Genomic DNA, 21,898 nt, shown 5'->3' on the forward strand with positions numbered 1-21,898 from the left:
TGGATTCTCCGTTGAAATCTCGTCTCTGACGCTAATCAAGTGTCGACATGATGGCAAGCGGATTGCGAATGTGAGCGAATAATGAGTGCGAGAATGCCAAAGCTAGGATAAACTGTCGACACCCGAAGGGCGATTCGCCCACCCGTCCGCACACTCAAGGATGATTGATGCCTGCCGTTCCCCGGTGTACATGCACGGCTCACGCCGGATCGTGCGACGGCGGTGCGGGTTCGGCAGCGAGCAGCGTGAAGGTCGCGTGCGCGACCTGCTGCGCGTACGATGCCGCGGCACGGCGCGATGCTGCGGGATCGTACGACTCGATGGATTGCACGATCGCGCTCAGTTCAGAAAGCGCCCGCGCCGGACGCCCGGGAACGCGCAGCCCCTGGATGACGAGTGAACTTATCCGATTGTGTAGTTGGCCGATCATCTGGGCGAGGACGGTGTTGCGCGTCCCCCCGAGCAGGATGTCGAAGAACCTGCTGATCAGCCCGTACAGCTCGACGGCGTCCTCGTCCGCGGCGACTGCCGCGGCGAACGCGTCGATCGCTGCGCGGATGGCCGCGCGTTCATCCGCAGTCGAACGTGTGACGAAGACTTCAGCCGCCACGCCTTCCAGCTCGGTACTCGCTTCGAAGACTCCGCGGGCCATCGCCAGGTCCGGGACGGCGACGTACGTGCCGCGGCCGTTGACCGAGATGACCAGGCTCTCGGCCTCCAGCTGTCGCAGCGCCTCGCGCACGGAGGGCCGGCTCGCGCCGGTCATCTCGCACAGCTGGCGCTCCACGAGCAGATGGCCCGGCTCGAGTCGCATCTCGACGATGGCATCCCGGATGATCGCCGCAACCTGTTCGCGGATCGGTGCGTGCCGCTGTACCTGTCGTCCGCCGAGCGTATCGACCATGTCGGACCTTCCTCCTGTCTTCGGGTGGGACCGCCATCCGACCGCATCGACACGGGGGATCAACCTGACTGACAGGTCATCGGTCACCCCCGCATTCTTGGCCATGGCCGCTCCTGTGCGCAAGGGCCAACTCATGTCTTCCCGGACCCACCGGGGGTGAGCAGACCGCTAGCTGTCAGGCATTGACGTGTCAGACAGCTACGCATAGGCTCAACCTGCCCTGGATCGACGACGGTTCAGGACACGCAATTCACGAAGCAAGGAGGCTCTTTCGTGATCACATTCAAGAGATCAGCAGCAGTCGTCATCGCCGCTGCGGCCGCGCTCACGCTGGCCGGATGCGGCAGCGAGACCGGCGGTTCCTCGGCCGACGCCGGCGGCAGCAACGGCGATTCGGTCAAGATCATGGTTTTCGGCTCGTTCACGCAGCCGCCGTTCGCGCTCAGCCAGGTGAAGGAAGCCGCGGAAGCGGCCGTCGCGTACGTCAACGCGAACGGTGGCGCGGGCGGCTCGCAGATCGAGCTCCTGTCGTGCGACGACAACATGACTGCGGACGGCGCCGCCAACTGCGGCAACAAGGCCGCGTCCGAGGGTGCGGCCGCGGTCGTCGGAAGCTTCTCGCTGTTCGGTGACGCGATCGTCCCGATCCTCGAGACCGCCGGCATTCCGTACATCCTGCCCACCGCCATCAGCGAGCTTGACGTCACCAGCGACCAGACCTTCGCGATCATGAGCTCGGGCACACCGCTCGCCGCGGCACTCCCGCTTCTGAAGGATCAGGGCTGCGAGAGCGTCGTGCTCACCGCTAGCGACAACCCGCAGTCGCGCGGAAACCTGGACGCTTACGGCATTCCGGCTGCTGAGGCCGCCGGCGTCGAGCTGACCTTCGTCGGCTACCCGGCCAACACCACGGACTACACCACGGTCGCCCAGCAGGTCGCCGACGTCAGCAACTGCATCATCTACGGCGGTGGCGCACCCGACTCCGCTGCCATCATCACCGCAATCTCGCAGCTCGACGGTGAGTTCATCAACATGCCGCTGTCGACGGTCGCCTTCCCGGAGACCATCCTCGCCGACCTCGGTGCGGCGGCAGAGGGCGTCCAGGTTCCCTCCACCTATACGTTCCCATCGACTGGGGGAGAGGCCATCACCACCGCCATCGAGGAGATGCACAAGGTGAACCCGAACATCACCATCGACGACCCGGCCCTGAACGCCTACGCGGCCGTCCTCACGTTCGCCGAGGCGGCAGACCTCGTCGACGGGCCCATCACGGCCGAGGCGATCACCGCGGTCCTCTCCGACCCGGCTACCGTGATCGACACCGGCCTTTACCCGCCGACCACCTTCGCTGAAAAGTTCGGCTGGTTCCCGGCCGCACCGCGCGTCGCGGGCAGCTTCTTCCAGGTCTACGAGGCCAAAGACGGAGCGTATATCCCGCTCGGGGAGTGGGTCGACGTTTCGGAGTCGCTGACATTCTGACGCATCGTCGTCCCTCGCCGTGCCCCGCAACAGCGGGGCACGGCACCCTTTGTCCTGCCCCCAAGAAGAGGAAGCGACCATGATCGACATCCTTCGTTTCGCGATCTACGGTGCTGCCGCGGGATCGGTCCTGGCGCTGCTGGCGCTCGGGATCAATGTGGTCAATCGCGCCTCGCGCGTCATGAACTTCTCCACCGCGGCGATCGCGATCTCGGCCGCCTATCTGTACCGCGACTTCCTCGGCTTCGTCCCGTGGCCGGTCGCCCTCGTCCTCGCGATCCTGGTCGGCATGGCGATCGGCGGCCTGGTCGAACTGATCGTCATGCGACCCCTGAGCAACGCCAGCACCCTGACGAAGGCGATCGCCACGATCGGCGTGCTGCTCGTCCTGCAGTCGATCCTCAACATCCGGTACGGTTACCAGCCCGCCATCGTCCCGGCCTGGCTGCCCACCGACACGGTCAACATCCTCGGCGTCAGCGTCGGCCTCGACCGCATCCTCACCTTCGTCATCGCGCTCGCGCTGACGGCTGTCCTCTGGCTCGTCTACAAGCGCACGCCGCTCGGCCTCGCCTCCACCGCCCTGTCGTCCAACACCCGTGCGCTCGCGGCCCTGGGTACCTGGAACCCCGGCACCGTGAGCTTCGTGAACTGGATGATTGCCGGTGGCCTGTCCGCCGTCGCGGGTGTTCTCCTCGCCCCCGTCACCTCGTTGACGCCGGCGCTATCGCTCACGCTCGTCGTGCCCGTCCTCTCCGTGGCGCTCATCGGCAACATGCAAAGTTACTGGCTGACATTCCTCGGCGGCATCGCCATCGGCGTTGCCCAGGCCGAGCTCGGGCGGTTCGCCTCGGGCGTCCCCGGCATCCAGGACGCCGTGCCGTTCCTCATCGTGGTCGTGCTCCTCGCGATGCGAGGCAGCTCCCTGCCGAACCGCGGTGAGAGTGCCGAGCGCCTCCCGCAGATCGCGTCCGGGCGTATCCCGTGGGTGCCGATGCTCGTGTTCGCCGTGCTCATCGGGCTGGCGATCTGGACCGCGCCCAATGACTGGGTGACGGCGATCACGATCAGTGTCACGTCGGCGATCGTCCTCGTCTCGATCGTGGTGGTGACCGGCTACGCCGGCCAGCTGAGTCTCGCCTCCTTTGCACTTGCGGGCGTCGCCGCCCTCGTCTCGGGCCTGCTGACCTCCGCATGGGGCTGGGACTTCCTGCCCGCGGCGATCGTCGCCGTCCTTGCCACGATCCCGGTGGGGCTCCTCGTCGGTCTTCCCGCCGTCCGCACCCGCGGGACATCGCTCGCCGTGGTCACCCTTGGCCTCGCGGTCGGATTCCAGTCGATGGTGCTCAACAACGGTGCCATCGCCGGCGGGCTCGGCGGTCTCAACCTCGGCGCGCCCACCCTGTTCGGGCTCCCGATCGACTACCTGACGCATCCGCGCAGCTACGGCACGTTCGCCCTGATCGTGCTCGTCCTGATCGGCATCATGGTACTGAACCTGCGCCGTAGCGCGACCGGCCGTCGCCTCGTCGCGGTGCGCGGGAACGAGGCGGCCTCCGCGGCGATCGGTATCTCGGTGGCACGCACGAAGCTCTACGCATTCGTCGTCTCCGGCGTTGTCGCCGGCGTCGGCGGCGTGCTCATCGCCTTCATGCAGACCGTGCTGCGCTTGGACGACAGCGGCTCGGGCGGAAAGTTCGGTCCGAACGCGGCGATCAACGGCATCGCGCAAGCCACTACCGGTGGTATCGGTTGGGTCGGTGGCGCCATCGGCGGAACCGCGATGCAGACAAACGCCATCGGCTACAAGGTATTCGAGCTCTTCTCGGGGGGCTCCTGGCTGACGCTGCTCGCCGGTCTGCTGATGCTCATCACCCTGATCACGGCGCCCGCCGGTATCGCGGCGCTCCAGGCGCGTGACATGAATCGCCTCTTCGGGCTCATCCCTGGCGTCAAGGAACGCCGTGAGCGCGCGCACCAGCGCATCCTCGCCGCCGGGGCGGGGCCCGTCGCCCCCGTCGAGGTCGAGGGCGCTTCGGTGCACGTCACCGGACTGAACGTTGCGTTCGCTGGGAACCGGGTGCTGAAGGACGTTGCCCTGGTGATCAGGCCCGGGGAAGTGCTCGGAGTGATCGGCCCGAACGGTGCCGGCAAGACGACGCTCATCGAGGCGATCACCGGATACAACAGGCCGCAGAGCGGCTCGATCCGCATGGACGGCGAAGAGCTGATGGGGACCTCGCCGGCATATCGCGCGTCAAAGGGCCTCGCCCGCTCGTTCCAGTCGCTGGAACTTTTCGAGGACCTCACCGTGATCGACAACCTGACGGTCGCGGCGGACAAGCCGGCCTGGTGGCGGACGCTCCTCGCCGGTGTCCTGCCAGAGAGGCATGAACTCAGCGAAGCCGCGAAGGCAGCGGTCGCCGCGTTCGGCCTCGCGGACCGACTGGCGGACAAGCCGAGCGACCTCTCTTACGGAGAGCGCCGACTGTTGGCCATCGCCCGCGCCCTCGCCGGTGCGCCCCGCGTGCTGCTGCTCGACGAGCCCGCAGCAGGTCTCGGCGCGACCGAACGGGTCGAGCTGCGTGACCTCGTCCGCAAGATCGCCGATGATTGGGGAATCGCAGTGCTCATCATCGAACACGACGTCGATCTCGTCATGGGCGTTTCCGACCAGGTGATCGCCTTGGACTTCGGTGAGGTCATCGCCACCGGCGAGCCGACTGAGGTCCGCAACCACCCCCGCGTCATCTCGGCGTACCTGGGCGGTGGCGAAGAAGAGGTGCCCGAGGGCGCTGGGATGAACACATCGTTCGTGGCGGTCACCCGTGCCCGTGGACAGAGGAAGGAACGAGTATGAGCGACGCAGTCCGCATCCGCCTCGCCGGTCTGAACGCCGGCTACAACGGCCAGCCGGTCGTCTCGGATCTCGACCTCGAGGTGCGGGAAGGGGAGATGCACGGGTTGTTCGGAACGAACGGCGCGGGCAAGACCACAACCCTCCTGACGATCGCTGGCGCGGTGAAACCGCTCGGCGGCACCCTGGAGCTCAACGGCCGCAAGCACCCCGGCAGCCTGTACAAGGCGGCCAAGCAGGAGGGGCTCGCCCTGCTTACGGACGACCGCGGGATATTCCCGCCGCTGTCCGTGCGGGACAACCTCCGGCTCGGCCGGGGGAGCATCGATCGTGCGATCGGATTCTTCCCTGAGCTCCAGGAGCACCTCGGCCGCCGTGCCGGGCTACTCTCGGGCGGTCAGCAGCAGATGCTGGCCCTGGCGCGCATCCTGGCCGCCGAGCCGCGGGTGATCCTGGCGGACGAGCTGTCGCTCGGTCTCGCCCCGCTGATCGTCGCTCGTCTGGTCCAGGCCCTGCGCGCCGCGGCGGACGAGGGCGCGGCCGTGCTCCTGGTCGAGCAGCACGTGCCCGTCGCCCTTGGAGCGGTTGACCGTGCGAGTGTGCTCGTACGCGGGCGCATCGTCCTGCAGGAAGATGCGGCGGAACTGCGCAACAGCCCGAACCGGATCATGGACCTGTACCTGACGAACGCGGCCTAGATCGGACCGCGCGCGTTCCCGGTGCTCAGTCCGCCGCTCGGCGGTGTCCACGCTGGACGAGGAGGTACAGCACGCCCGCCAGCGCGGCGGCACCGGCCCCGGCGAGGAACATGGCACTCCATCCCCAGAGGCCCAGGACCCCACCGAGGATCACCGGTCCCAGTCCGTAGCCGAGGTCGACGAACATGAAGTACGTCGCGAACGCACCGCCCGGGCGATCTGTGCCGGCGCGCTCCGCGGCGATCGCGAGACCGGCGGGCAGCAGGGCACCGTAGCCGATTCCGATGAGGACCGCCGCCGCGAGGATTGTCCCGGTCCCCGGGGGGAAGGCCAGCAAGATCAGCCCGCCGAGGTATAGCGCGAGTCCGGGATACACCACCAGATCCGTCCCAAACCGGTCGTACACCCGGCCGGCGAACAGGCGGACGACGATGACGCATCCGGCATAGAGGAGAAAGAACCAGCCGGCACTCGCCGGGCTGCCGACATCGATCGAGTACTCGGTGAGGAACGCGGTGAGGGAGGCGTACCCCAGTGACTGCAGGAGCGCCACCCATCCGATCGGTAGCACGGGGCGCACGAGAACCGGGATGCGGGTGCTCGCGCGGACGGTGCGTGGCGCATCGGCGGGGAGCCGCGGGATGGTCAGGCCGACGAGCAGGGCCGTGAGCGACACAGCCGTGGTCGCCAGGAACAGGACGGAGAAGCCGTCGAACCGCAGCAGCATAACGGCCAGGAGGGGACCGATGCCGGCGCCCACCGTCCCCGCCATGGCGAAGTAGCCTGTGCCTTCACCGCGACGTCTGGTGGGGATGCGGGCCTGCGCGAGCCCGCCGACCGCCGAGTGGGTGATGCCGAAGGCGAGGCCGTGGGCGAGGCGGACGAGGATCAGGAGCCACAGGTCGTTGACCACGAGGTAGAGTCCGGATGCGGCGACGAATGCGGCCGCCCCGAAGAGGAAGAGCCTGCGGGCACCGACCCGGTCCACGAACGCGGACGCCGTGAGTCGGGACCCCACCGCACCGAGGATGTAGGCCGAGGAAGCGAGCCCGGCGAGGATGTCGTCGGCCGCGAACCGGTCCGCCGCGTACACCGCGAGGCTCGTGATGAGCAGATAGAAAACGACGCTCAGGAGCAGGTTGACCCCGAGGACAGTGACGAAGCCACGCGTCCACAGGCGGACCGTCTCCGTGCGCCGACGGCCGAGGCCAGCACGCTCAGATGACGAACGGGCCGGCCTCAGGGATCCACTCAACCCATCGCGTTCCGGATCGGGGCCGCGGTCAAGGCCTGGGGGTCAGGCGGACTGGGACGTACTCGTGCCCGAACGCTTGGTAGTTCATCGCCTGACGGGGCTCGCCGGTGAGCTCGATCGTGTCGATCCGCTTCACGAGCTCGCGCAGCAGGACGCGTGCCTCGAGACGCGCGACGAGGTTGCCGGCGCAGGTGTGGATACCGAAGCCGAACGACAGGTGCCCGCCCGTGAGATCGCGGTCGACGAGGTAGGTATCGGGCGCGTCGTACTTGCGGTGATCCCGACCGCTGCCGAGCCACATCATCAGGATGTTCGCGCCCTGCGGGATGGTGTGCTCACCGACCTCCACGGCCTCCTTCGCGTAGCGGCCGCCGAACCGGGATGCCGGGTAGTAGCGGATCGACTCCTCCCAGGCGTTGTCGACGAGGTCTGGATTGGCCTTGAGCTTCTCCCACTCGGCCGGGTTGTCGGCCAGCGCGCGGATCATCGATGCGATCGAGGCCGTCGTCGTGTCAAACCCTGCGCCGAAGATCGACTTGAGGATCTGGCGGGCGTCCTCCTCGGGAAGCTTGCCCTGGTCCGCCAGCTGGTAGAGCTGCCAGCCGACGCTGCCTTCCTTCTGGACCTCACGGTAGGTGTTGCGTTCGACCCAGTCCTGCGCGAGGGCCGCTCCGGCGAGCTTCTGCTTCTGAAACTCGGTCTCCGGGCCGAAGACGTTGAACACGCCGTCGCCGAACTTGAGGAGCAGCTCGCGACCTTCCTCCGGCAGACCGAGCATGTCGGGGAAGACCTTGAGGACGTACTTCACCGACAGGTCGTGGAAGGCATCGATCTCGGCCGGACCGTTCGCCAGGATCTCGTTGACGAGCCGCTCTGCCTCGGCCGCGAAGTACTCCTCGAACCGGACGAGGTTCTCGCCGGAGAGGACGGCCATCGCGGCGCCCTTGTTCTGCGTGTGCGAGGGCGGATCCTCCAGCACGAGAACCGTGGGGCGGTACGGGTTGGGCTCGTAGAAAGGCCGGCTCGCGGAGGAGATGCGGCGCCAGTCGCGCAGCCCCTTCTGGATGTCGGCCCACTGCGTGATGGCGTAGTAGTCGTACCGGGAGATGTAGACCACGGGGCCGAGCTCGCGGACCTTGCTGTCGAATCCGATCGGATCGGCGAGGGCCTCCATGGAGAACGGGTCTCCATCGAAGACCGGGATGCCGGCGGGGACGGGTATGGTGCTCATGCTCTATTCCTCCTTGAATACGGCGACGTCGTGGCTGTGCGGGATCAGGTGCCGGCGATGCGAGGGGCGGGTGCTTCGCCGGTCTCCATCCAGTGCAGGCGCTTGCGGACACCGGTCAGCGCGTGCTCGGGATGGGTGAGGATGAAGAAGCCGCCGTCCTGGATGGCGTCGTAGACCATCCCGGCGACCTCGGAGGGTTCGAGCCCGACCTCGGCGGTGAGCCTGGCGAGGTTCTCCATCTGTGCGATCCGCTCGGGCTCCGCGGACAGTTGGACATCGGCGGGTTTGTTGCGCTCCGCCTCCACCATGCGGGTCTTGACCGGACCGGGCGCGAGCAGGTGCATGGCAACCGTCGCGTTGCGCGCGCGCAGTTCGATGTCGAGCGACTCGGACAGCGCTAGCACAGCGAACTTCGACGTGGCGTACGGAGTCATCGTGGCCGTGCCGGTGTTGAAGGCCGCGACCGAGGCGGTGTTCACGATGTGCGCCTCCGGCTGCTCCTCGAGCAGTGGCAGGAAGACCCGGCAACCGTTCAGCACGCCGAAGAAGTTCACGTCCATCACCCACCGCCAGGAGCGGGCGGCGATCGCGCCGAAGCTGCCCCCGGTCTCGACGCCGGCGTTGTTGCACAGGATGTGCACGCCACCGAAGCGCTCGATTGTCTCGTCGGCGAGCGCCTGCACGCTCTCCTCGCTGGACACGTCGGTTCGCACCGCCAGGACGTCACCAAGAAGGCCGAGTGTGTGCGCGGCACGGTCGAGCGCCTCACGCTCGATGTCTGCGATGACGACGTTCGCGCCCTCGGCAAGGAACCGCTCGGCCATGGCGTAGCCCATGCCACTCGCGCCGCCGGTGACGACTGCCGTCTTACCCGTGAAGTCCATCTGCGCTCCTTTACGCGTCCCCTGGTGTTCCGTCGCTCAGCGCAGTCCGAGGACGCGCACCGCGTTGTCTTTCAGGATGAGGCTACGGACCTCGTCCTTGAAGGGGGCCTGTGCGAAGTCCGCGAGCCAGCGATCCGGTGTCAGCAGGGGGAAGTCGCTCCCGAATAGCACCTTGTCCTTGAGGAGGTTGTTCGAGTGCTGAATGAGCTTCGGGTCGAAGTACTTCGGCGACCAGCCTGACAGGTCGATGAACACGTTCTGCTTGTGGCGGGCGACGGCGAGTGCCTCATCCTGCCAGGGGAAGGACGGGTGGGCGATCACGATCGTCATGTCGGGGAAGTCGACGGCCAGGTCGTCGTAATACATCGGGTTGGAGTACTTGAGACGCACACCCCCGCCCCCCGGGAAATTGCGGCCGATGCCGGTCTGGCCGGAGTGGAACAATGCGATCCGTTTGTACCCCGCGATCACTTCGTAGAGGTCGCACGCCAGCCGGTCGTCCGGCGCGAAGTCCTGCACGCTGGGGTGGAACTTGAAGCCCTGGACGCCGTGGTTCTCGATGAGGTCGACGGCTTCTGCAATTGCAGCCTTACCGCGGTACGGGTCGATGCTCGCGAACGGGACGAACACGTCGTCGTGGCGTGCTGCCGCCTCCGCGACCTCGATGTTCGGCACGCGCTTGTCGCCCATGTGCCGTTCGGAGTCGACGCCGAAGATGACCGCCATCATCTTGCGCTCACGGTAATACTGAGCGGTCCCGTCCAGGTCGATATTGACGAGATCCGACTTCCACCGGTCGGCTTGGTCCGCCTTGATCTTCTTCGCGGCCGCGTCTTCGGGCGCAGTCGCGCTGTTCAGCGCGTGCGCGTGGAAGTCGATCGCCACGACGTCGTCGAGCGTGAGTCGTGCAGCGGTCATGATGGTCTTTCCATTCATCTTCTCGTGAGACCGGGTGTGGCCCGAGGCTCGGTGACGATGAGGGGGCCCGAAGGCCGACTCCGTCGTCGGGGATGACGCGGCCATTATCGCCCTGTGTCGACACTTTACCCCAGTTTGGGCGACTTTATTGCGGCATTGTGGCTGTAGAGGCGACAGTTGTGGCGAGAGCGCACAGGCGGGCGATCGGTGTCGTCGGGTCTCCGGCCGCCGACACCAGCGCGTCCAGCGCTTGCGGTCCGAGCCGGTCCCCGGCAAGGGCTGTGGTCTTTCGGGCCAGTGCGGACCCGCGCGCCGGGAGGTCCGCCTCCGGCACGCCTCGATCCCGCTCGACGCTGAGTACCCGACCCGAGGCAAGTTGGAGGCGGATCCGCGAGCGCGGCTCGTTCCCGCCCAGCGCGGGATCGTACTCGAGGAAGACCCGCTCGCGCAGGCGTCGGTAGTCCTCGTCGAGGAGCGTCGACGGCGAGAACGTGGCCTCCGCGGAGAGATCCCAGCCCAGCAGTCCCAGCGCCGTGGTGGCATGGATGCTGAACTTGGCCTCGTTGCCGGTGCGCGGGTCCTCGATCGCGCAGACATCGCGCAGCTTGGGGCTGACGGTGACCACGACCGAATCGATCCGCTCCGCGCCGACCTGCTCGCGCAGTTCGAGGGCGCCGTCCACCACGGATTGCGTCATGTAGCAGGACGCGTAGGCCTTGTAAAGCATCCCCTCCAGAGCCCATTCGTATCCCAGCGGCTCGGCCGGGGCGGTCTTGCCGGCGCTATACAGGGCGAGATAACCCCGTGGTGCGACCAATCCCTGGCCGTGCGACGCCGCGCCCGCCTGCGCGAGGCGGGCCGCGAGTGCACCGGCCTCCGCTGACTTGCCCGCATGCAGGGGTTTTCCCGGAGTACCGAACAGGGCTCGGATCCCCGCGGACTGGGTGGCGGCGAAGTCGAGTGCGGCGATCCACTGATCCTCATCGAGGTCCAACAGCTTCGCCGCGCCGGCCGCGGCTGCGAACACGCCCATCGTGCCGGTACCGTGCCAACCGGCATCGTAGTGCTCCGGCATCACCTGCCGGGCGACCCACACGCCGATCTCGACGCCGGCGACGTACGCCGCGAGGGCCTCTTCGACGGTGGACCCGCGTTCCTGGCCGAGCACGAGCAGCGCCGGGAAGATCGCGGCGCTGGGATGGCCCTGGAATTCGGGCAGCATGTCATCGAAATCGAGGGCGTGACCGTGCACGCCATTGAGGACGATTGCGTCCCGCCAGCCCACTCTGGCCGGCGACCCGATCACGGCAGACGTGCCGGCGACCGGATCGAGGGCTGCGCGTGCGAGCGCAGTGGTCTCCTCCGCAGAGCCTGCGACCGCGCACCCGAGCCAATCGAGAAGGCTGTGGTACGCGGTCGCACGGACCCGGTCCGGCAACTCGGGGAAGCGCAGCGCGCGACTCCGAGCCACCTGGGTGCGGAGTGCATCGAGCACACCAGGCGTAGACATCCGCTACAGCTTGATGCTGACGGCCTTGGTCTGCAGGTACTCGTGGATGGCCGACATCCCCTTCTCCCGGCCAATGCCGGATGCTTTGTATCCACCGAACGGAGCCTGGACGCCGCCGGCGAAATAGTCGTTCACCGACACCTGCCCAGCCTCGATCTGCGCGGCGACCCGGTGGGCCCGTCCGAGGTTCTGCGTCCACATCCCCGCGGTAAGACCGTAGGGGGTGTCATTGGCGATCGCCACGGCCTCGTCCTCGGTGTCGAACACGATGACCGACAGCACCGGCCCGAAGATCTCCTCCTGAGCGATGCGCATCGAGTTCTTCACGCCGGTGAAGATCGTCGGCTGGATGAACTGGCCGCCGTCCACGCCGTCACCGGTCGCAGCTGAGCCGCCGACGGCCACGATCGCACCCTCGTTCTTGCCGATCTCAAGATACTCTTGCACCTTCTTGAACTGCGCCGCGGTGGTGATCGGTCCCATCTGGGCTCCGGTCCAGCCCGCACCGAGCTTCACGCCTGCGTTCATCGTGACGAGCTTCTCGACGACCTGGTCGTGGATCGAGCTGTGCACGAGCAGGCGCGAGCCCGCTGCGCACACCTGGCCGGCGTTGATGTTGATCGCCATCAGCGAGCCCGGGATGGCCGCGGAGAGATCGGCATCCTCGAAGATGATGTTCGGGCCCTTCCCGCCGAGTTCGAGGGTGACCGGGTTGAGGTTCTCCGCGGCGGACCGCATGATTTCCTGTCCAGTCGGGACCGAACCGGTGAACGTGATGCGGGAGACCCCGGGGTGCTTCACCAGCGCGGCACCGGCCTCGCGGCCGAGACCGGTGACCACGTTGAAGACGCCCGCCGGCAGGCCGGCCTCGATGGCGAGCTTGGCAAGCACCACGGTCGTGATCGAAGTGTCCTCCGCGGGCTTCACCACGGCGACGTTTCCGGCGGCAAGCGCCGGGGCGACACCGCGAGCGGCCTGTTGGAAGGCGGCGTTCCACGGCACGATGTGCGCGGTGACGCCGTAGGGCTCCGGGCGCGTGTACGAGACGTGCGTCGCGCCGATCGGGATGGTCTCCCCGCCGAGCTTGTCTGCCACGCCGGCGTAGTACTCGAAGTACCGTGCGGCCGTGATGACGTCGAAGCCGGCGTCCATGTAGGACTTTCCGTTGTCGCGGGACTCGAGCTCGACCAGTCGGTCCTTGTTCTCCAGGATCTTCCTGCTGATCGCGAGGAGGATGCGGCCCCTCTCGAAACCGGGCAGGTCGCGCCAGGCTGGGAACGCCTCCTGGGCGTTCGCAACGGCGGCATCGACGTCAGCCTGGGCTCCGCGCTGGATCGTGGTGAGTGGAAGACCAGTTGCCGGATCGAAGGTCTGGAAGGTCGACGCCGTGCTTGCGGAGGCCTCCTCGCCGCCGATGAAGGAGCCGTAGAACTCGGCTACTGCGGGGGCTTCGCTCAGCACAGTGCACCGCCATCGACGACCAGGTTGTGGCCGGTGATCATGGAGGCCTCGCGCGAGCTCAGGAAGAGCGCGGCGTTCGCGATGTCGTCCGGGGTGGCGAGGCGGCCCAGGGGGATGCCGGCGACGATCTTTGGCTTGGCCTCGGCCTCGCGGGCGCCGGGGTTGAAGACGGCTTGCATCGGGGTCTCGGTCGCGACCGGGTCGATGCCGTTCACGCGCACGTCGGGGGCGAACTCGACGGCCAGCATCCGGACGAGGTGCACGGCGGCGGCCTTCGTGGCGGAGTAGGCGGCGCTGCCGGGGCGGGCCTTCAGTCCGGACAGCGACGCGGTGATGAGGAACGAGCCCTTCGCCTTGGCGAGCTCCGGCATCGCTGCCCTTGCGCCGTTCCACGGACCGAACACGTTCACCGCGTTCATGAGCTTGAAGCGCTCCTCGGATGCGTCAGCCAGCGGACCGACCACGTCGGCGATGCCGGCGTTGGCCCAGAAGATGGACAGCTTGCCGAAGGCCTCGACGGCCGCGCTGACGGCGGCCTGGTTGCCTTCAAGTGTCGAGATGTCTGCGCTCACCGCGACCGCCTTGCCACCTTCGGCCTCGACGAGCTCGGCCGTCTCCTGGGCGGCCTCGAGGTTCAGATCGACGATGACGACGGCGGCGCCTTCCTTCGCGAAACGAACAGCGCCTGCGCGACCCATGCCGGAACCGCCGCCGGTGATGATGGCTACTTCGTCCTGCAACCGCATCGTTGCCCCAACTCTCTTTTGTGTCGACTTAAAGGACGCGATTCGCCCAGAATGAGCGTATATTGCCCGCCCTGGCTCGTCAAGTGTCGACAGCTGCTCCTGGGGTGGCCTAAGTTTGAGGAGAAGATCCGCGGCAGGCGCACAGTGTTGTCGCTCGCATGACCGAAAGATACGGAGAACACGATGGCCGACAGCTACCCCGGCCCGCTAGCGGGGATCCGCGTACTGGATTTCACGCAGTTCCTCGCCGGTCCTCACGGCACACAGGTTCTCGGTGACCTTGGCGCGGACATCATCAAGATCGAGGCTCCGGTCGGCGATTCGAGTCGTATCGTCCCCCCGCACTACGTCCGGGGCGACAGCCTCTACTTCCACACGATCAACCGGAACAAGCGGAGTGTGGCGGTTGACATGAAGGCGGCCGGTGCCGTCGAGGTCCTTCGTGAACTGATCGACAAGAGCGATGTGGTGGTCGAGAACTTCCGGCCGGGCGTGCTCGCCCGGCTGGGTATCGACCGCGAGATCGAACGGGCGCGTCGTCCGGAACTGGTCTGGTGCTCGATCTCGGGATTCGGGCAGGACGGCCCCGGCGCCGGGCTGCCTGCCTATGACATGATCGTGCAGGCCTTGTCGGGCACCATGAGCCTCACCGGTGAGCCCGGGGGCTCGCCCGTGCGCACGGGCAACCCGATCGGTGACATCGCCGCCGGGCTGCATGCGGTGATCGGCATCGAGGCGGCGCTGCTGCGCCGGAAGGCGACCGGTCTCGGCGACTTCGTGGACATCTCGATGCTGGACTGCCTGATCGCGCTGCTCAGCTACCAGGGCACGTACTACCTGCAATCCGGCGTGATTCCCGGTCCGCAGGGTGCGCGTCATGACGCAATCCCCACCTACCGGCTGTTCGCCGCGCGCAACGGCACGAGCCTCGTCACGACCGCGAACACCGAGCGGATGTGGCAGAGCATGGCGAAGGTGCTCGGCCTCGAGGAGCTCATTGAGGATGAGCGGTTCCTCACCAACCCGGATCGGCTGCGGAACAAGGAGGCGCTGTGGGGGTATCTCGAGCCCGCCTTCCTCGCCCGTGAGGCGGTCGAGTGGGTGGAGCTGTTCAACGAGAACGGTATCCCGGTCGCGACGGTCAACAACCTGGAGCAGGCACTCACCCACCCGCAGGTCCTGCATCGCGAGATGGTGATCCAGCTGGAGGGGGAGGGCGAGAGCGTCCGCACGCTCGGAAACCCGGTCAAGCTCCAGGACTCCGCTCGCACCGAGAACTCGTTCCCCCAGGCGGTCGGAGCGGCCGGCCCAGAGGTGCTCGCCGAGGTTCTCGGCTATGACGCGGAGCGCATCGCGCAGCTCATCGCCGCGGGGGTCATCGCCACGGAGAAGAAGGCACCCATCCGGGCCTGACGAACGCGGAGAGCCGTGGGATAAGCGCGATGTCGCCGGTCCTGCGCTGCGCGCCGCAACGCTACTGGCGTGCATCCCGAAGGTGGCCCGGAAGGCGCACGGCTCGCGAGTTGGCTCTGCTTCTTGGTATGGGTCTCCGCCTTCTACGGCTGGCCGGGGGACCGTGTCGGACGCCCCCACGAGGAGGGTTGGCCCCGCTCATGTTCATCGGTGGGGAGAGTTCCTAGGCTGCATCCGGACCACTGCGCCCTCGATCATCGCGGCCCTCGTCATCAGCGGTAGCCGCAGCTCCGGCACGGTCGTCACGATCCTGCGTGCGGCTCTCCGCAGGGCATGGGGGGCGCGGTATGGTCGGAATGGTGTCCTCGCCCCGGCCGGCCCGGACACCCGCGACCGGGAGGATTGACGTGGATCTGGACGGCCCTCAGCGGGACACCGCGATCAGGATGATGACGCGGATGCTGCGTCTGGAAGACCGGCAGGGATCCCTGGTGGCGCGCATCGCGCTCGACGTGGGCCTGCGCATCATCGATGGCGAACTCGCCCCGGGCAGCGACGTCAACTCCGTCGAGCTCGCCCAGCGATTCGAGACCAGTCGCACGCCAGTGCGGGAGGCACTGATGTTGCTGGAGAAGCAGAACCTCGTCGAGGTGCCCGCGCGCCGCCGGCCCCGGGTGACCGACCTCAGCGCGACCCCGATCGAGGAGATCTACCGGGTTCGGGCGCTCCTCAGCGGTCTCGCGGCGCGGCTCGTTTGCGAGCGCGCCTCCGAGGAGCAGCTGCGCGAGCTGGGCGAGCGACTCGCCGTCATGCGGGATGCGGCAGCTGCCGGTGACACGGGCGGCTACTTCTGGGCGAACGTGCACTACAACGACCTTGTGACACAGGTCGCCGGCGACTCGGTGCTCGGCGACCTGCTCGATTCGTTGGGCCTGCGCGTGCTGCAATTGCGCCACCGCTCCATGGCTCAGAGCGGGCGCATGCGTGATTCGATGGCGGACCACGAGAGGGTCTTCATCGCTTACTGTCAGCGCGATGCGGACCTCGCCGCAGCCATGTCGAGCGCCATCGTCCAGGACGCCTACCGGGTCCTGATCGGGAAGTACCGCCGCTGACACTCGCGCGGCCGCGGGGAGGCGCGGATGACGGGGTGCCGGCTATGCCGTCGCGGCGGCGGCATCCAGCGGGGGGTTGGCGGGCCGCAGCCAGATCGTGAACCCGTCGAAGTGGTCCAGGAACCGGTCAGCGAGCAGTTCGACGACGGCCTGTCCCTCGGTTACCGCGAGCACGAACAGCACCATGATCGACACGTTCGGGAAGCCCAGCTTTTGCCGTGGACGAACCGCATCGCGTCGCGCTCGAGGTGGAAACACGGCTCGGCGACGAGTTCGCGGACGCGGTCGAGGGGTCGCGGCTCAGCCAGGCGGGGGCGCTCGGAGTCTTCCCCTGAGCCGGTCTCTTCTCGAAGCGGCGTGCGGGCATGATGGAGCACGTGAACCGTCATCCTCGAGCAGACGAATGGATCGAGCGACTGGGACTGCGCGTGCTCGAGGGTGAATCGGGATGGTGGACTCCCGCCTTCCGTTCGGATGTAGAGGTTCGAACCGTCGACGGTGTGGCATCGCCAGCTGCGAACGCCATCTATTACCTGCTCGACCCGCGTCGCCCGATCAATGCGTGGCATTGGCTTGCTGCCGATGACACCCACGTCATCGTCGACGGTGGTCCGGTCGAGTACGTGGTCGTAGACAGCGATGGCGTGGTGACCTCGTCTGTGGTGACTCGGGAGACTCGGCCGATGATCACCGTCCCGGCCGGATCCTACAAGGCACTTCGACTTGTCGATCCCGCGGGTTTCGCGTTGATCTGCTCGGTCGTCACGCCGGCCTGGACTCCCGACAGGGTCCGAATCGGACCGCCGACGCGAATAGAGCGACCCGCATGGCTCGACGACCTCACGATGTCGGAGCTGACGACCGGCGTCGCGGGTGTGAGGCGGTGTTCGGGCCGGCCAGCGACCTGATCAGGCTTGCCCGCCTTCCGCTCATCCGCGGCGCTGTGGCGGAGATGCTCGCCCTTGTTGGCAGCATCCGCGCCTGAGATCGAGCGTCGGTGGCGCGAGCTATCGTGAGAGCTGCTAGTCAGAAGGGGCACCGCATGACCGACTTCGCCCAGCGCATGAATGCCATCACGATCGAGCAGCTTCGTGCCACCGGCGCAACGAAGTGGTCGGCGACGGATGACTCGATCGGCGCCTTCGTCGCTGAGATGGACTTCGGCGTCGATCCGGCCATCACGGCCGCCTTGCACGCAGCGGTTGACGACGGAGCCTTCGGATACATGCCCCAGCGGATCGCCGCTGATCTGTCGGATGCAACGGCGGGGTTCCTCGAGCGCCGCTACGGCTGGAGTGTGCCCGCGAGCGATGTGTGGGGCATCCCGGATGTGATCATGGGACTCGAACTCGCGATGGAGCACTGCTCGGAGCCGGGGTCCAAGATCATCGTTCCCACTCCGTCGTATATGCCGTTCCTGATGGTGCCGCCGATGCGCGGTCGCGAGGTCATCGAGATGCCCCTCGCCGTGCGGGACGGACGCTACGAGTTTGACCTCGACGCACTGCAGCGCGCGTTCGACGAGGGCGGGAATCTGCTGCTGCTGTGCAACCCGTACAACCCCGTCGGTCGCGTGTTCTCGCGAGACGAACTGGTCGGGATCGCCGAGGTGGTCGACCGCAATGGCGGGCGTGTCTTCTCGGACGAGATCTGGGCGCCGCTCGTCTTCTCGGGCGCGACGCACGTCCCGTACGCGACGGTGTCGCCTTCCGCAGCTGAGCACACGATCACGGCCATGAGCGCCTCAAAAGCGTGGAACCTCCCCGGTCTGAAGTGCGCCGAACTCGTCCTCACGAGCGACCGCGACCGCGAGACGTGGGACCGGATCGGGCGGTTCTCGGGCCACGGCACCAGCAACCTCGGTGCGATCGCCAACGCCGTCGCCTTCCGCAGCGGTGACGCGTGGCTCGCCGACCTCGTGCCCTACCTCGAGGGCAACCGCGACCGCCTCCTCTCACTCCTTGCCGAGCACCTCCCCGGAGCCTGGATGCCGAAACCCGAGGGTACCTATGTCGGCTGGATCGACTTCCGCGGCGCCGGGATCGACGATCTGCCCGCTGAGTACTTCGCGCGGGAGGCATCCGTCACTCTCACGGAGGGGACGATGTGCGGACAGGCGGGTGCGGGATTCGCGCGTCTCATCTTCGCGACGCCCCAGCCTGTGCTCGATGAGATCGTTCGCCGGCTCGCCGCGGTGACCCCAGTGCGCTAGACCGGCTCGGCAGTGACCGCCCCGAGACCCCGATGCTGATCGCGAAGGTATGCCGCGTAGCCGCCGGGGGTGCGTCCAACGAGTCGTCCCGACGTGAGGACCTCGGCCAGGTCGCTGGCGACGACATGCGCTCCCGCCGTGCGGCAGCGCTCGGCCAGTATCACGTCTTCGTGCTCCGGGACGTCGCTGAAACCTCCCGCCGCACGGTAGACATCGGCCCGCACGCCGAGGTTTGCCCCGTGAACGTGCCCGTTCGGGCGGCCCGGCGTATGCGTGTCGAGCCACAGCTGCCGGTGCTGCGGGGTGAGGTCGGCGAAGTCTGGCCGCACGGTACCGATGACCATGTCAGCACCCTCGCGAGCGAGGCCAAGCTGAAGGGTGAGCCAGTTCGACGGCACCACCGAGTCCGCGTCGGTGTTGGCGATCCAGACCCGCCGGTCCGCGGCGGGCGCGAGGCCTCTGAGCGCAGCGGTGACCCCCACGGAGCGCGCAACGCCGACAGATCCCGCATCGATCTCGACGACGGGGAACGGATGCCGCCGCGCCACCGATGCCGACCCATCGGTGCTCGCGTCGATCACCACGTACACCGCAACCGGCACCCGGACGCGCGAAACGGCGACTTCCACGGATTGCAGGCATCGGGACAGCAGCTGCTCTTCGTTGTGGACGGGAATGACCACGGCAAGCGCACGGATGCTGGAGCCGATCACACCAATCCCTCCCGTGCAGCCACCGACTCGGCAGCACCGCGGCCGAAGACCTCGAGTACGAAGTCGTCCTCCTCGTGGAGTGCGATCCTGCGCCACCCCGGCACTCGTCGCAGTGTGTGGTGTACGCGATCGCCGGTTAAGGGGTACTCCGCCACCGGATGCCGCCAGTGGCACGCGACGACGATGCCGTCGTCGGTGAGCGCAGCGTCGATCCGATCGATGAGCGTATCCAGATCGTCCGAGTCGAAGTAGTAGCCAACCTCGGAGAGCACGACCGTGTCGAACTCACCATCCGGCCACTGCGTCGGCACGTGCGCGCGTGAGACCGTGACGTGGTCCGCCGAGGCCAGCCGGCGCCGGGCGCGATCGACGGCGCGCTCTGATGCATCGAGGGCGAGGACCCGGTCGGATCGCGCGGCAAGCGGCGCAGTTAGCAGGCCCGTCGCGCACCCGATCTCCAGAACGCTGCCCAGGCGCCGGTTCGGCAGGGCAGCAAGGAGCACGGCGCGTTTGCGTTCCTCGTACCATCGCGTTTCGAATCCCCAGGGGTCGTCGTGGCGGGCGTAGAAGTCCTCGAAGAACGTCGACGTGAGGGTTGCGTCGGCACCGGGCGCTTCGTCCAGGAAGACCTCGCGGTCCCGGCTGAAGTGGGCGAGGAATCTCGGTGGCGCGACGGCCTCGTCACCCGGCTCGCCCGAGAGAGCCTGTACCTGAGACGTGTGAGCGCGCAGGGCGGCGACCTTGCGTGCCAGCTCGTTCTCTGTCAGCCGCACAGCGAGCGCCAGCGACCAGGGGACATCCTCGGGGGTACCCCAGTGCCACATCCAGATCGGATACCCCAGATGGCGCACGCTGCGATGTGACGCGACATTGCGCACGGCGCCCGAGACGGCCCGGTGATCGCGGTGACCGTCTCCCGACCAGGGCGAGAGGACCATCGTCCGCGTGGGCGCGGCATCCGTCGTATCCAGGGCGGCTGCAACGGCGTGCTCGACGGCGCTCGCGTGCGCATCCACCGTGCCATCGGGGATCGACAGGAACTGCACGCGCGCAGCCGGCGCCAGGAGTGAGAGTGCTTCGATGACCTCGAGGCGCCGCTTTGCGCGGAGGGAATCGGGGGAGTGCGTTCTCGATCCTGGATGAGACGCCTCACCGTCCGTGGCGATGATGACGCTCACCCGACCTCGCCGGGCCGCAACGCGACACATGAGTCCACCGGCGCCGAGCGTTTCATCGTCGGGGTGGGCGGCAACCACGATGAGCTCGTCCGGTGGGGATTCCAGGAGCGGCGCTGAGCTGAGGCGAGGGTCGTCAACCCACTGCTCCTCGGCGGTGCCCTCGTCGAGGTGGCTGAAGCTCACCACGCGGCACTCTGCCGAGCAGACTCGCGACCGACGCGCGCCACGTCACGAAGCCCGTGATGCTGCTGGATGTAGAGGTGCAGATCGGCGCTCGACCGGGCGAACTCCTCGTCACGGGTGAGGGGGGCCGGCCCGAGCGCCTCGGCGGATTCGGCGAGGGTGAGAGCGGCGGCGTCAGCCACGATGGCGCGCACGCGTTCGCTCAGCAGCCGTTCGCCCACCCGCCTTGATCGGCCGTCGTCAACCAGTTCGGCTGCCTCGGCGAGCACGGCGCGCGCCGCCCAGAGTGCTCCATCGACTCGGCCGAGGTGAACGAGGGAGAGCTGGTCGGCAGCTCCCGACTGTGCGGGTGCCAGCAGCCGTCGCGCGATGGTGGCCGCAGCACCCCACCAGCACGCCGCTACCGACATCCCGCCCCACGCGAATCCCGGCCGCTCCAGATACCAGCCAGCTGGTCCGACAGGCACTGCCGGGGCATTGTCGAAGTCAACCGGTGCGCTGACGATCTGCGCCAGCCCCCGTGCCATCCACGGGCCCCCTTGGGCCCGAACGCCATCCGTGCGAAGGTCGACCGCGAACAGGGCACGCCGCCCGTCATCCCGTGTTGCCGTCACGAGCGCCCGGGAGAGGCGCGACGCGAGCGAGCACCAGGGTTTCGTGCCTCGCAGGGTCCACCCCGCCCCTGATTTCTCGGCGAGCAGGCTGGAGTCGGGGCTCTCAGCCGCGAAGACGCCCCAGGTGTCGTGGGGTGCACTGAGGTCCGACCTGTCGGCCTGAGCGAGGATCGTCAATGCGTCAAGGTGCGGCTCCAGCACGCGCGCCGCACCCACGTCGACGGCAGCGGTGGCGGCCAGAAGCTCCCAGAGCTCCGCAGTCCGCCCTTCACCGACGCGCGGCGCCCACTGCCCGACCTCCACGCACCAGTCGAGAGTTGCACCCACGTCCGTGCCAAATCTGTCAATCTCGGCTGCCGACGCGATGGCACGGCGAACCTGCTCCGTCGTGGCGTTCGTGTGTGCGCTCAGAGTCGGATGCCGGATGTCTCCCGATCGCGTGCGCGGGTGAGCTGTGGTGTCGGAATCGATGATGATGGTCCACCTCCGGCGGGGAGCATAGACCGCCTGACGGTCCGGCG

The 21,898-nt window shown here is 67.5% G+C and carries 19 protein-coding genes; 7 read left to right on the plus strand and 12 right to left on the minus strand.

Annotated features, from left to right (window positions below; genetic code table 11):
• Positions 1-199: 199 nt before the first annotated feature.
• Entirely contained in the window at positions 200-904 is a 705-nt protein-coding gene (locus BGO47_RS01425; RefSeq protein WP_292707684.1) for a GntR family transcriptional regulator, read from the minus strand.
• Between the two features lie 273 nt (positions 905-1,177).
• Between BGO47_RS01425 and BGO47_RS01430 the strand changes: the two genes are divergently transcribed.
• The 3 genes from BGO47_RS01430 to BGO47_RS01440 all read left to right on the plus strand — a co-directional run bounded on the left by BGO47_RS01430 (position 1,178) and on the right by BGO47_RS01440 (position 5,944).
• On the plus strand, positions 1,178-2,389 hold the full coding sequence (locus BGO47_RS01430) for an ABC transporter substrate-binding protein (RefSeq protein WP_292707687.1): 1,212 nt from the start codon (positions 1,178-1,180) through the stop codon (positions 2,387-2,389).
• A 79-nt stretch (positions 2,390-2,468) separates the two neighbouring features.
• Positions 2,469-5,249, plus strand: a complete 2,781-nt coding sequence (locus BGO47_RS01435) for a branched-chain amino acid ABC transporter permease/ATP-binding protein (RefSeq protein ID WP_292707689.1) — start codon at positions 2,469-2,471, stop codon at positions 5,247-5,249.
• Positions 5,246-5,944 carry an ATP-binding cassette domain-containing protein gene (locus BGO47_RS01440; RefSeq protein ID WP_292707692.1) on the plus strand — a complete coding sequence of 233 codons (699 nt, stop codon included), beginning with the start codon at positions 5,246-5,248 and terminating at the stop codon, positions 5,942-5,944. Before BGO47_RS01435 ends, BGO47_RS01440 begins: the two co-directional genes overlap by 4 nt.
• Before the next feature lie 25 nt (positions 5,945-5,969).
• Here the strand turns inward: BGO47_RS01440 and BGO47_RS01445 are convergent, their stop codons facing one another.
• The 7 genes from BGO47_RS01445 to BGO47_RS01475 form a co-directional block, all read right to left on the minus strand.
• A complete protein-coding gene (locus tag BGO47_RS01445; RefSeq protein ID WP_292707695.1) occupies positions 5,970-7,199 on the minus strand; it encodes an MFS transporter in 1,230 nt (409 codons plus the stop codon).
• 28 nt (positions 7,200-7,227) lie between these two features.
• Positions 7,228-8,430, minus strand: coding sequence for a cytochrome P450 (locus BGO47_RS01450; RefSeq protein WP_292707698.1), 1,203 nt, complete (start codon positions 8,428-8,430; stop codon positions 7,228-7,230).
• Between the two features lie 44 nt (positions 8,431-8,474).
• On the minus strand, positions 8,475-9,314 hold the full coding sequence (locus tag BGO47_RS01455; protein ID WP_292707701.1) for an SDR family NAD(P)-dependent oxidoreductase: 840 nt from the start codon (positions 9,312-9,314) through the stop codon (positions 8,475-8,477).
• A gap of 36 nt (positions 9,315-9,350) precedes the next feature.
• The gene (locus BGO47_RS01460; RefSeq protein ID WP_292707703.1) at positions 9,351-10,232 is read right to left on the minus strand and encodes an amidohydrolase family protein; all 882 of its coding nucleotides are present in this window, start codon (positions 10,230-10,232) and stop codon (positions 9,351-9,353) included.
• A 145-nt stretch (positions 10,233-10,377) separates the two neighbouring features.
• Positions 10,378-11,742, minus strand: a complete 1,365-nt coding sequence (locus BGO47_RS01465; protein ID WP_292707705.1) for an MmgE/PrpD family protein — start codon at positions 11,740-11,742, stop codon at positions 10,378-10,380.
• A gap of 3 nt (positions 11,743-11,745) precedes the next feature.
• Positions 11,746-13,203, minus strand: coding sequence for an aldehyde dehydrogenase family protein (locus BGO47_RS01470; RefSeq protein WP_292707708.1), 1,458 nt, complete (start codon positions 13,201-13,203; stop codon positions 11,746-11,748).
• Positions 13,197-13,949: a glucose 1-dehydrogenase gene (locus BGO47_RS01475; protein WP_292707710.1), complete on the minus strand. Its 753-nt coding sequence runs from the start codon at positions 13,947-13,949 to the stop codon at positions 13,197-13,199. The genes BGO47_RS01470 and BGO47_RS01475 overlap by 7 nt, the downstream gene beginning before the upstream one ends.
• Positions 13,950-14,132: 183 nt before the next feature.
• On the opposite strand from BGO47_RS01475, the gene BGO47_RS01480 reads away from it, so the two are divergent.
• Together BGO47_RS01480 and BGO47_RS01485 are read left to right on the plus strand one after the other, a co-directional pair.
• Positions 14,133-15,362, plus strand: coding sequence for a CoA transferase (locus tag BGO47_RS01480; RefSeq protein WP_292707713.1), 1,230 nt, complete (start codon positions 14,133-14,135; stop codon positions 15,360-15,362).
• A 407-nt stretch (positions 15,363-15,769) separates the two neighbouring features.
• Complete coding sequence (locus BGO47_RS01485) at positions 15,770-16,477, plus strand: GntR family transcriptional regulator (RefSeq protein ID WP_292707715.1); 708 nt, start codon at positions 15,770-15,772, stop codon at positions 16,475-16,477.
• Between the two features lie 42 nt (positions 16,478-16,519).
• Here BGO47_RS01485 and BGO47_RS01490 read toward each other — a convergent pair whose 3' ends face one another.
• Complete coding sequence (locus BGO47_RS01490; protein WP_292707717.1) at positions 16,520-16,663, minus strand: hypothetical protein; 144 nt, start codon at positions 16,661-16,663, stop codon at positions 16,520-16,522.
• Positions 16,664-16,842: 179 nt separating this feature from the next.
• On the opposite strand from BGO47_RS01490, the gene BGO47_RS01495 reads away from it, so the two are divergent.
• Positions 16,843-17,385, plus strand: a complete 543-nt coding sequence (locus BGO47_RS01495) for a cupin domain-containing protein (RefSeq protein ID WP_292707719.1) — start codon at positions 16,843-16,845, stop codon at positions 17,383-17,385.
• A gap of 134 nt (positions 17,386-17,519) precedes the next feature.
• Positions 17,520-18,689 carry an aminotransferase class I/II-fold pyridoxal phosphate-dependent enzyme gene (locus tag BGO47_RS01500; RefSeq protein ID WP_292707722.1) on the plus strand — a complete coding sequence of 390 codons (1,170 nt, stop codon included), beginning with the start codon at positions 17,520-17,522 and terminating at the stop codon, positions 18,687-18,689.
• Here BGO47_RS01500 and BGO47_RS01505 read toward each other — a convergent pair.
• Genes BGO47_RS01505 through BGO47_RS01515 form a run of 3 tightly spaced genes read right to left on the minus strand, consistent with a single transcriptional unit; the run spans position 18,686 to position 21,704 of the window.
• Positions 18,686-19,402: a glycosyltransferase gene (locus BGO47_RS01505; RefSeq protein ID WP_292707725.1), complete on the minus strand. Its 717-nt coding sequence runs from the start codon at positions 19,400-19,402 to the stop codon at positions 18,686-18,688. The two genes, BGO47_RS01500 and BGO47_RS01505, sit on opposite strands and share 4 nt — an antisense overlap.
• The gene (locus tag BGO47_RS01510; RefSeq protein WP_292707728.1) at positions 19,399-20,763 is read right to left on the minus strand and encodes a bifunctional PIG-L family deacetylase/class I SAM-dependent methyltransferase; all 1,365 of its coding nucleotides are present in this window, start codon (positions 20,761-20,763) and stop codon (positions 19,399-19,401) included. The genes BGO47_RS01505 and BGO47_RS01510 overlap by 4 nt, the downstream gene beginning before the upstream one ends.
• The gene (locus BGO47_RS01515) at positions 20,760-21,704 is read right to left on the minus strand and encodes an acyl-CoA dehydrogenase (RefSeq protein ID WP_292707730.1); all 945 of its coding nucleotides are present in this window, start codon (positions 21,702-21,704) and stop codon (positions 20,760-20,762) included. Before BGO47_RS01515 ends, BGO47_RS01510 begins: the two co-directional genes overlap by 4 nt.
• Between the last annotated feature and the right edge of the window lie 194 nt (positions 21,705-21,898).

This window comes from Microbacterium sp. 67-17 (assembly GCF_001898325.1).
Lineage (GTDB): Bacteria > Actinomycetota > Actinomycetes > Actinomycetales > Microbacteriaceae > Microbacterium > Microbacterium schleiferi.

Bases quoted from the DNA above. Each gene is read 5' to 3' on its own strand.
- BGO47_RS01425 (WP_292707684.1), bottom strand. From the start codon at position 904: ATGGTCGATACGCTCGGCGGACGACAGGTACAGCGGCACGCACCGATC.
- BGO47_RS01435 (WP_292707689.1), top strand. From the start codon at position 2,469: ATGATCGACATCCTTCGTTTCGCGATCTACGGTGCTGCCGCGGGATCG.
- BGO47_RS01440 (WP_292707692.1), top strand. From the start codon at position 5,246: ATGAGCGACGCAGTCCGCATCCGCCTCGCCGGTCTGAACGCCGGCTAC.
- BGO47_RS01450 (WP_292707698.1), bottom strand. From the start codon at position 8,430: ATGAGCACCATACCCGTCCCCGCCGGCATCCCGGTCTTCGATGGAGAC.
- BGO47_RS01455 (WP_292707701.1), bottom strand. From the start codon at position 9,314: ATGGACTTCACGGGTAAGACGGCAGTCGTCACCGGCGGCGCGAGTGGC.
- BGO47_RS01460 (WP_292707703.1), bottom strand. From the start codon at position 10,232: ATGACCGCTGCACGACTCACGCTCGACGACGTCGTGGCGATCGACTTC.
- BGO47_RS01465 (WP_292707705.1), bottom strand. From the start codon at position 11,742: ATGTCTACGCCTGGTGTGCTCGATGCACTCCGCACCCAGGTGGCTCGG.
- BGO47_RS01475 (WP_292707710.1), bottom strand. From the start codon at position 13,949: ATGCGGTTGCAGGACGAAGTAGCCATCATCACCGGCGGCGGTTCCGGC.
- BGO47_RS01480 (WP_292707713.1), top strand. From the start codon at position 14,133: ATGGCCGACAGCTACCCCGGCCCGCTAGCGGGGATCCGCGTACTGGAT.
- BGO47_RS01490 (WP_292707717.1), bottom strand. From the start codon at position 16,663: ATGGTGCTGTTCGTGCTCGCGGTAACCGAGGGACAGGCCGTCGTCGAA.
- BGO47_RS01495 (WP_292707719.1), top strand. From the start codon at position 16,843: ATGATGGAGCACGTGAACCGTCATCCTCGAGCAGACGAATGGATCGAG.
- BGO47_RS01500 (WP_292707722.1), top strand. From the start codon at position 17,520: ATGACCGACTTCGCCCAGCGCATGAATGCCATCACGATCGAGCAGCTT.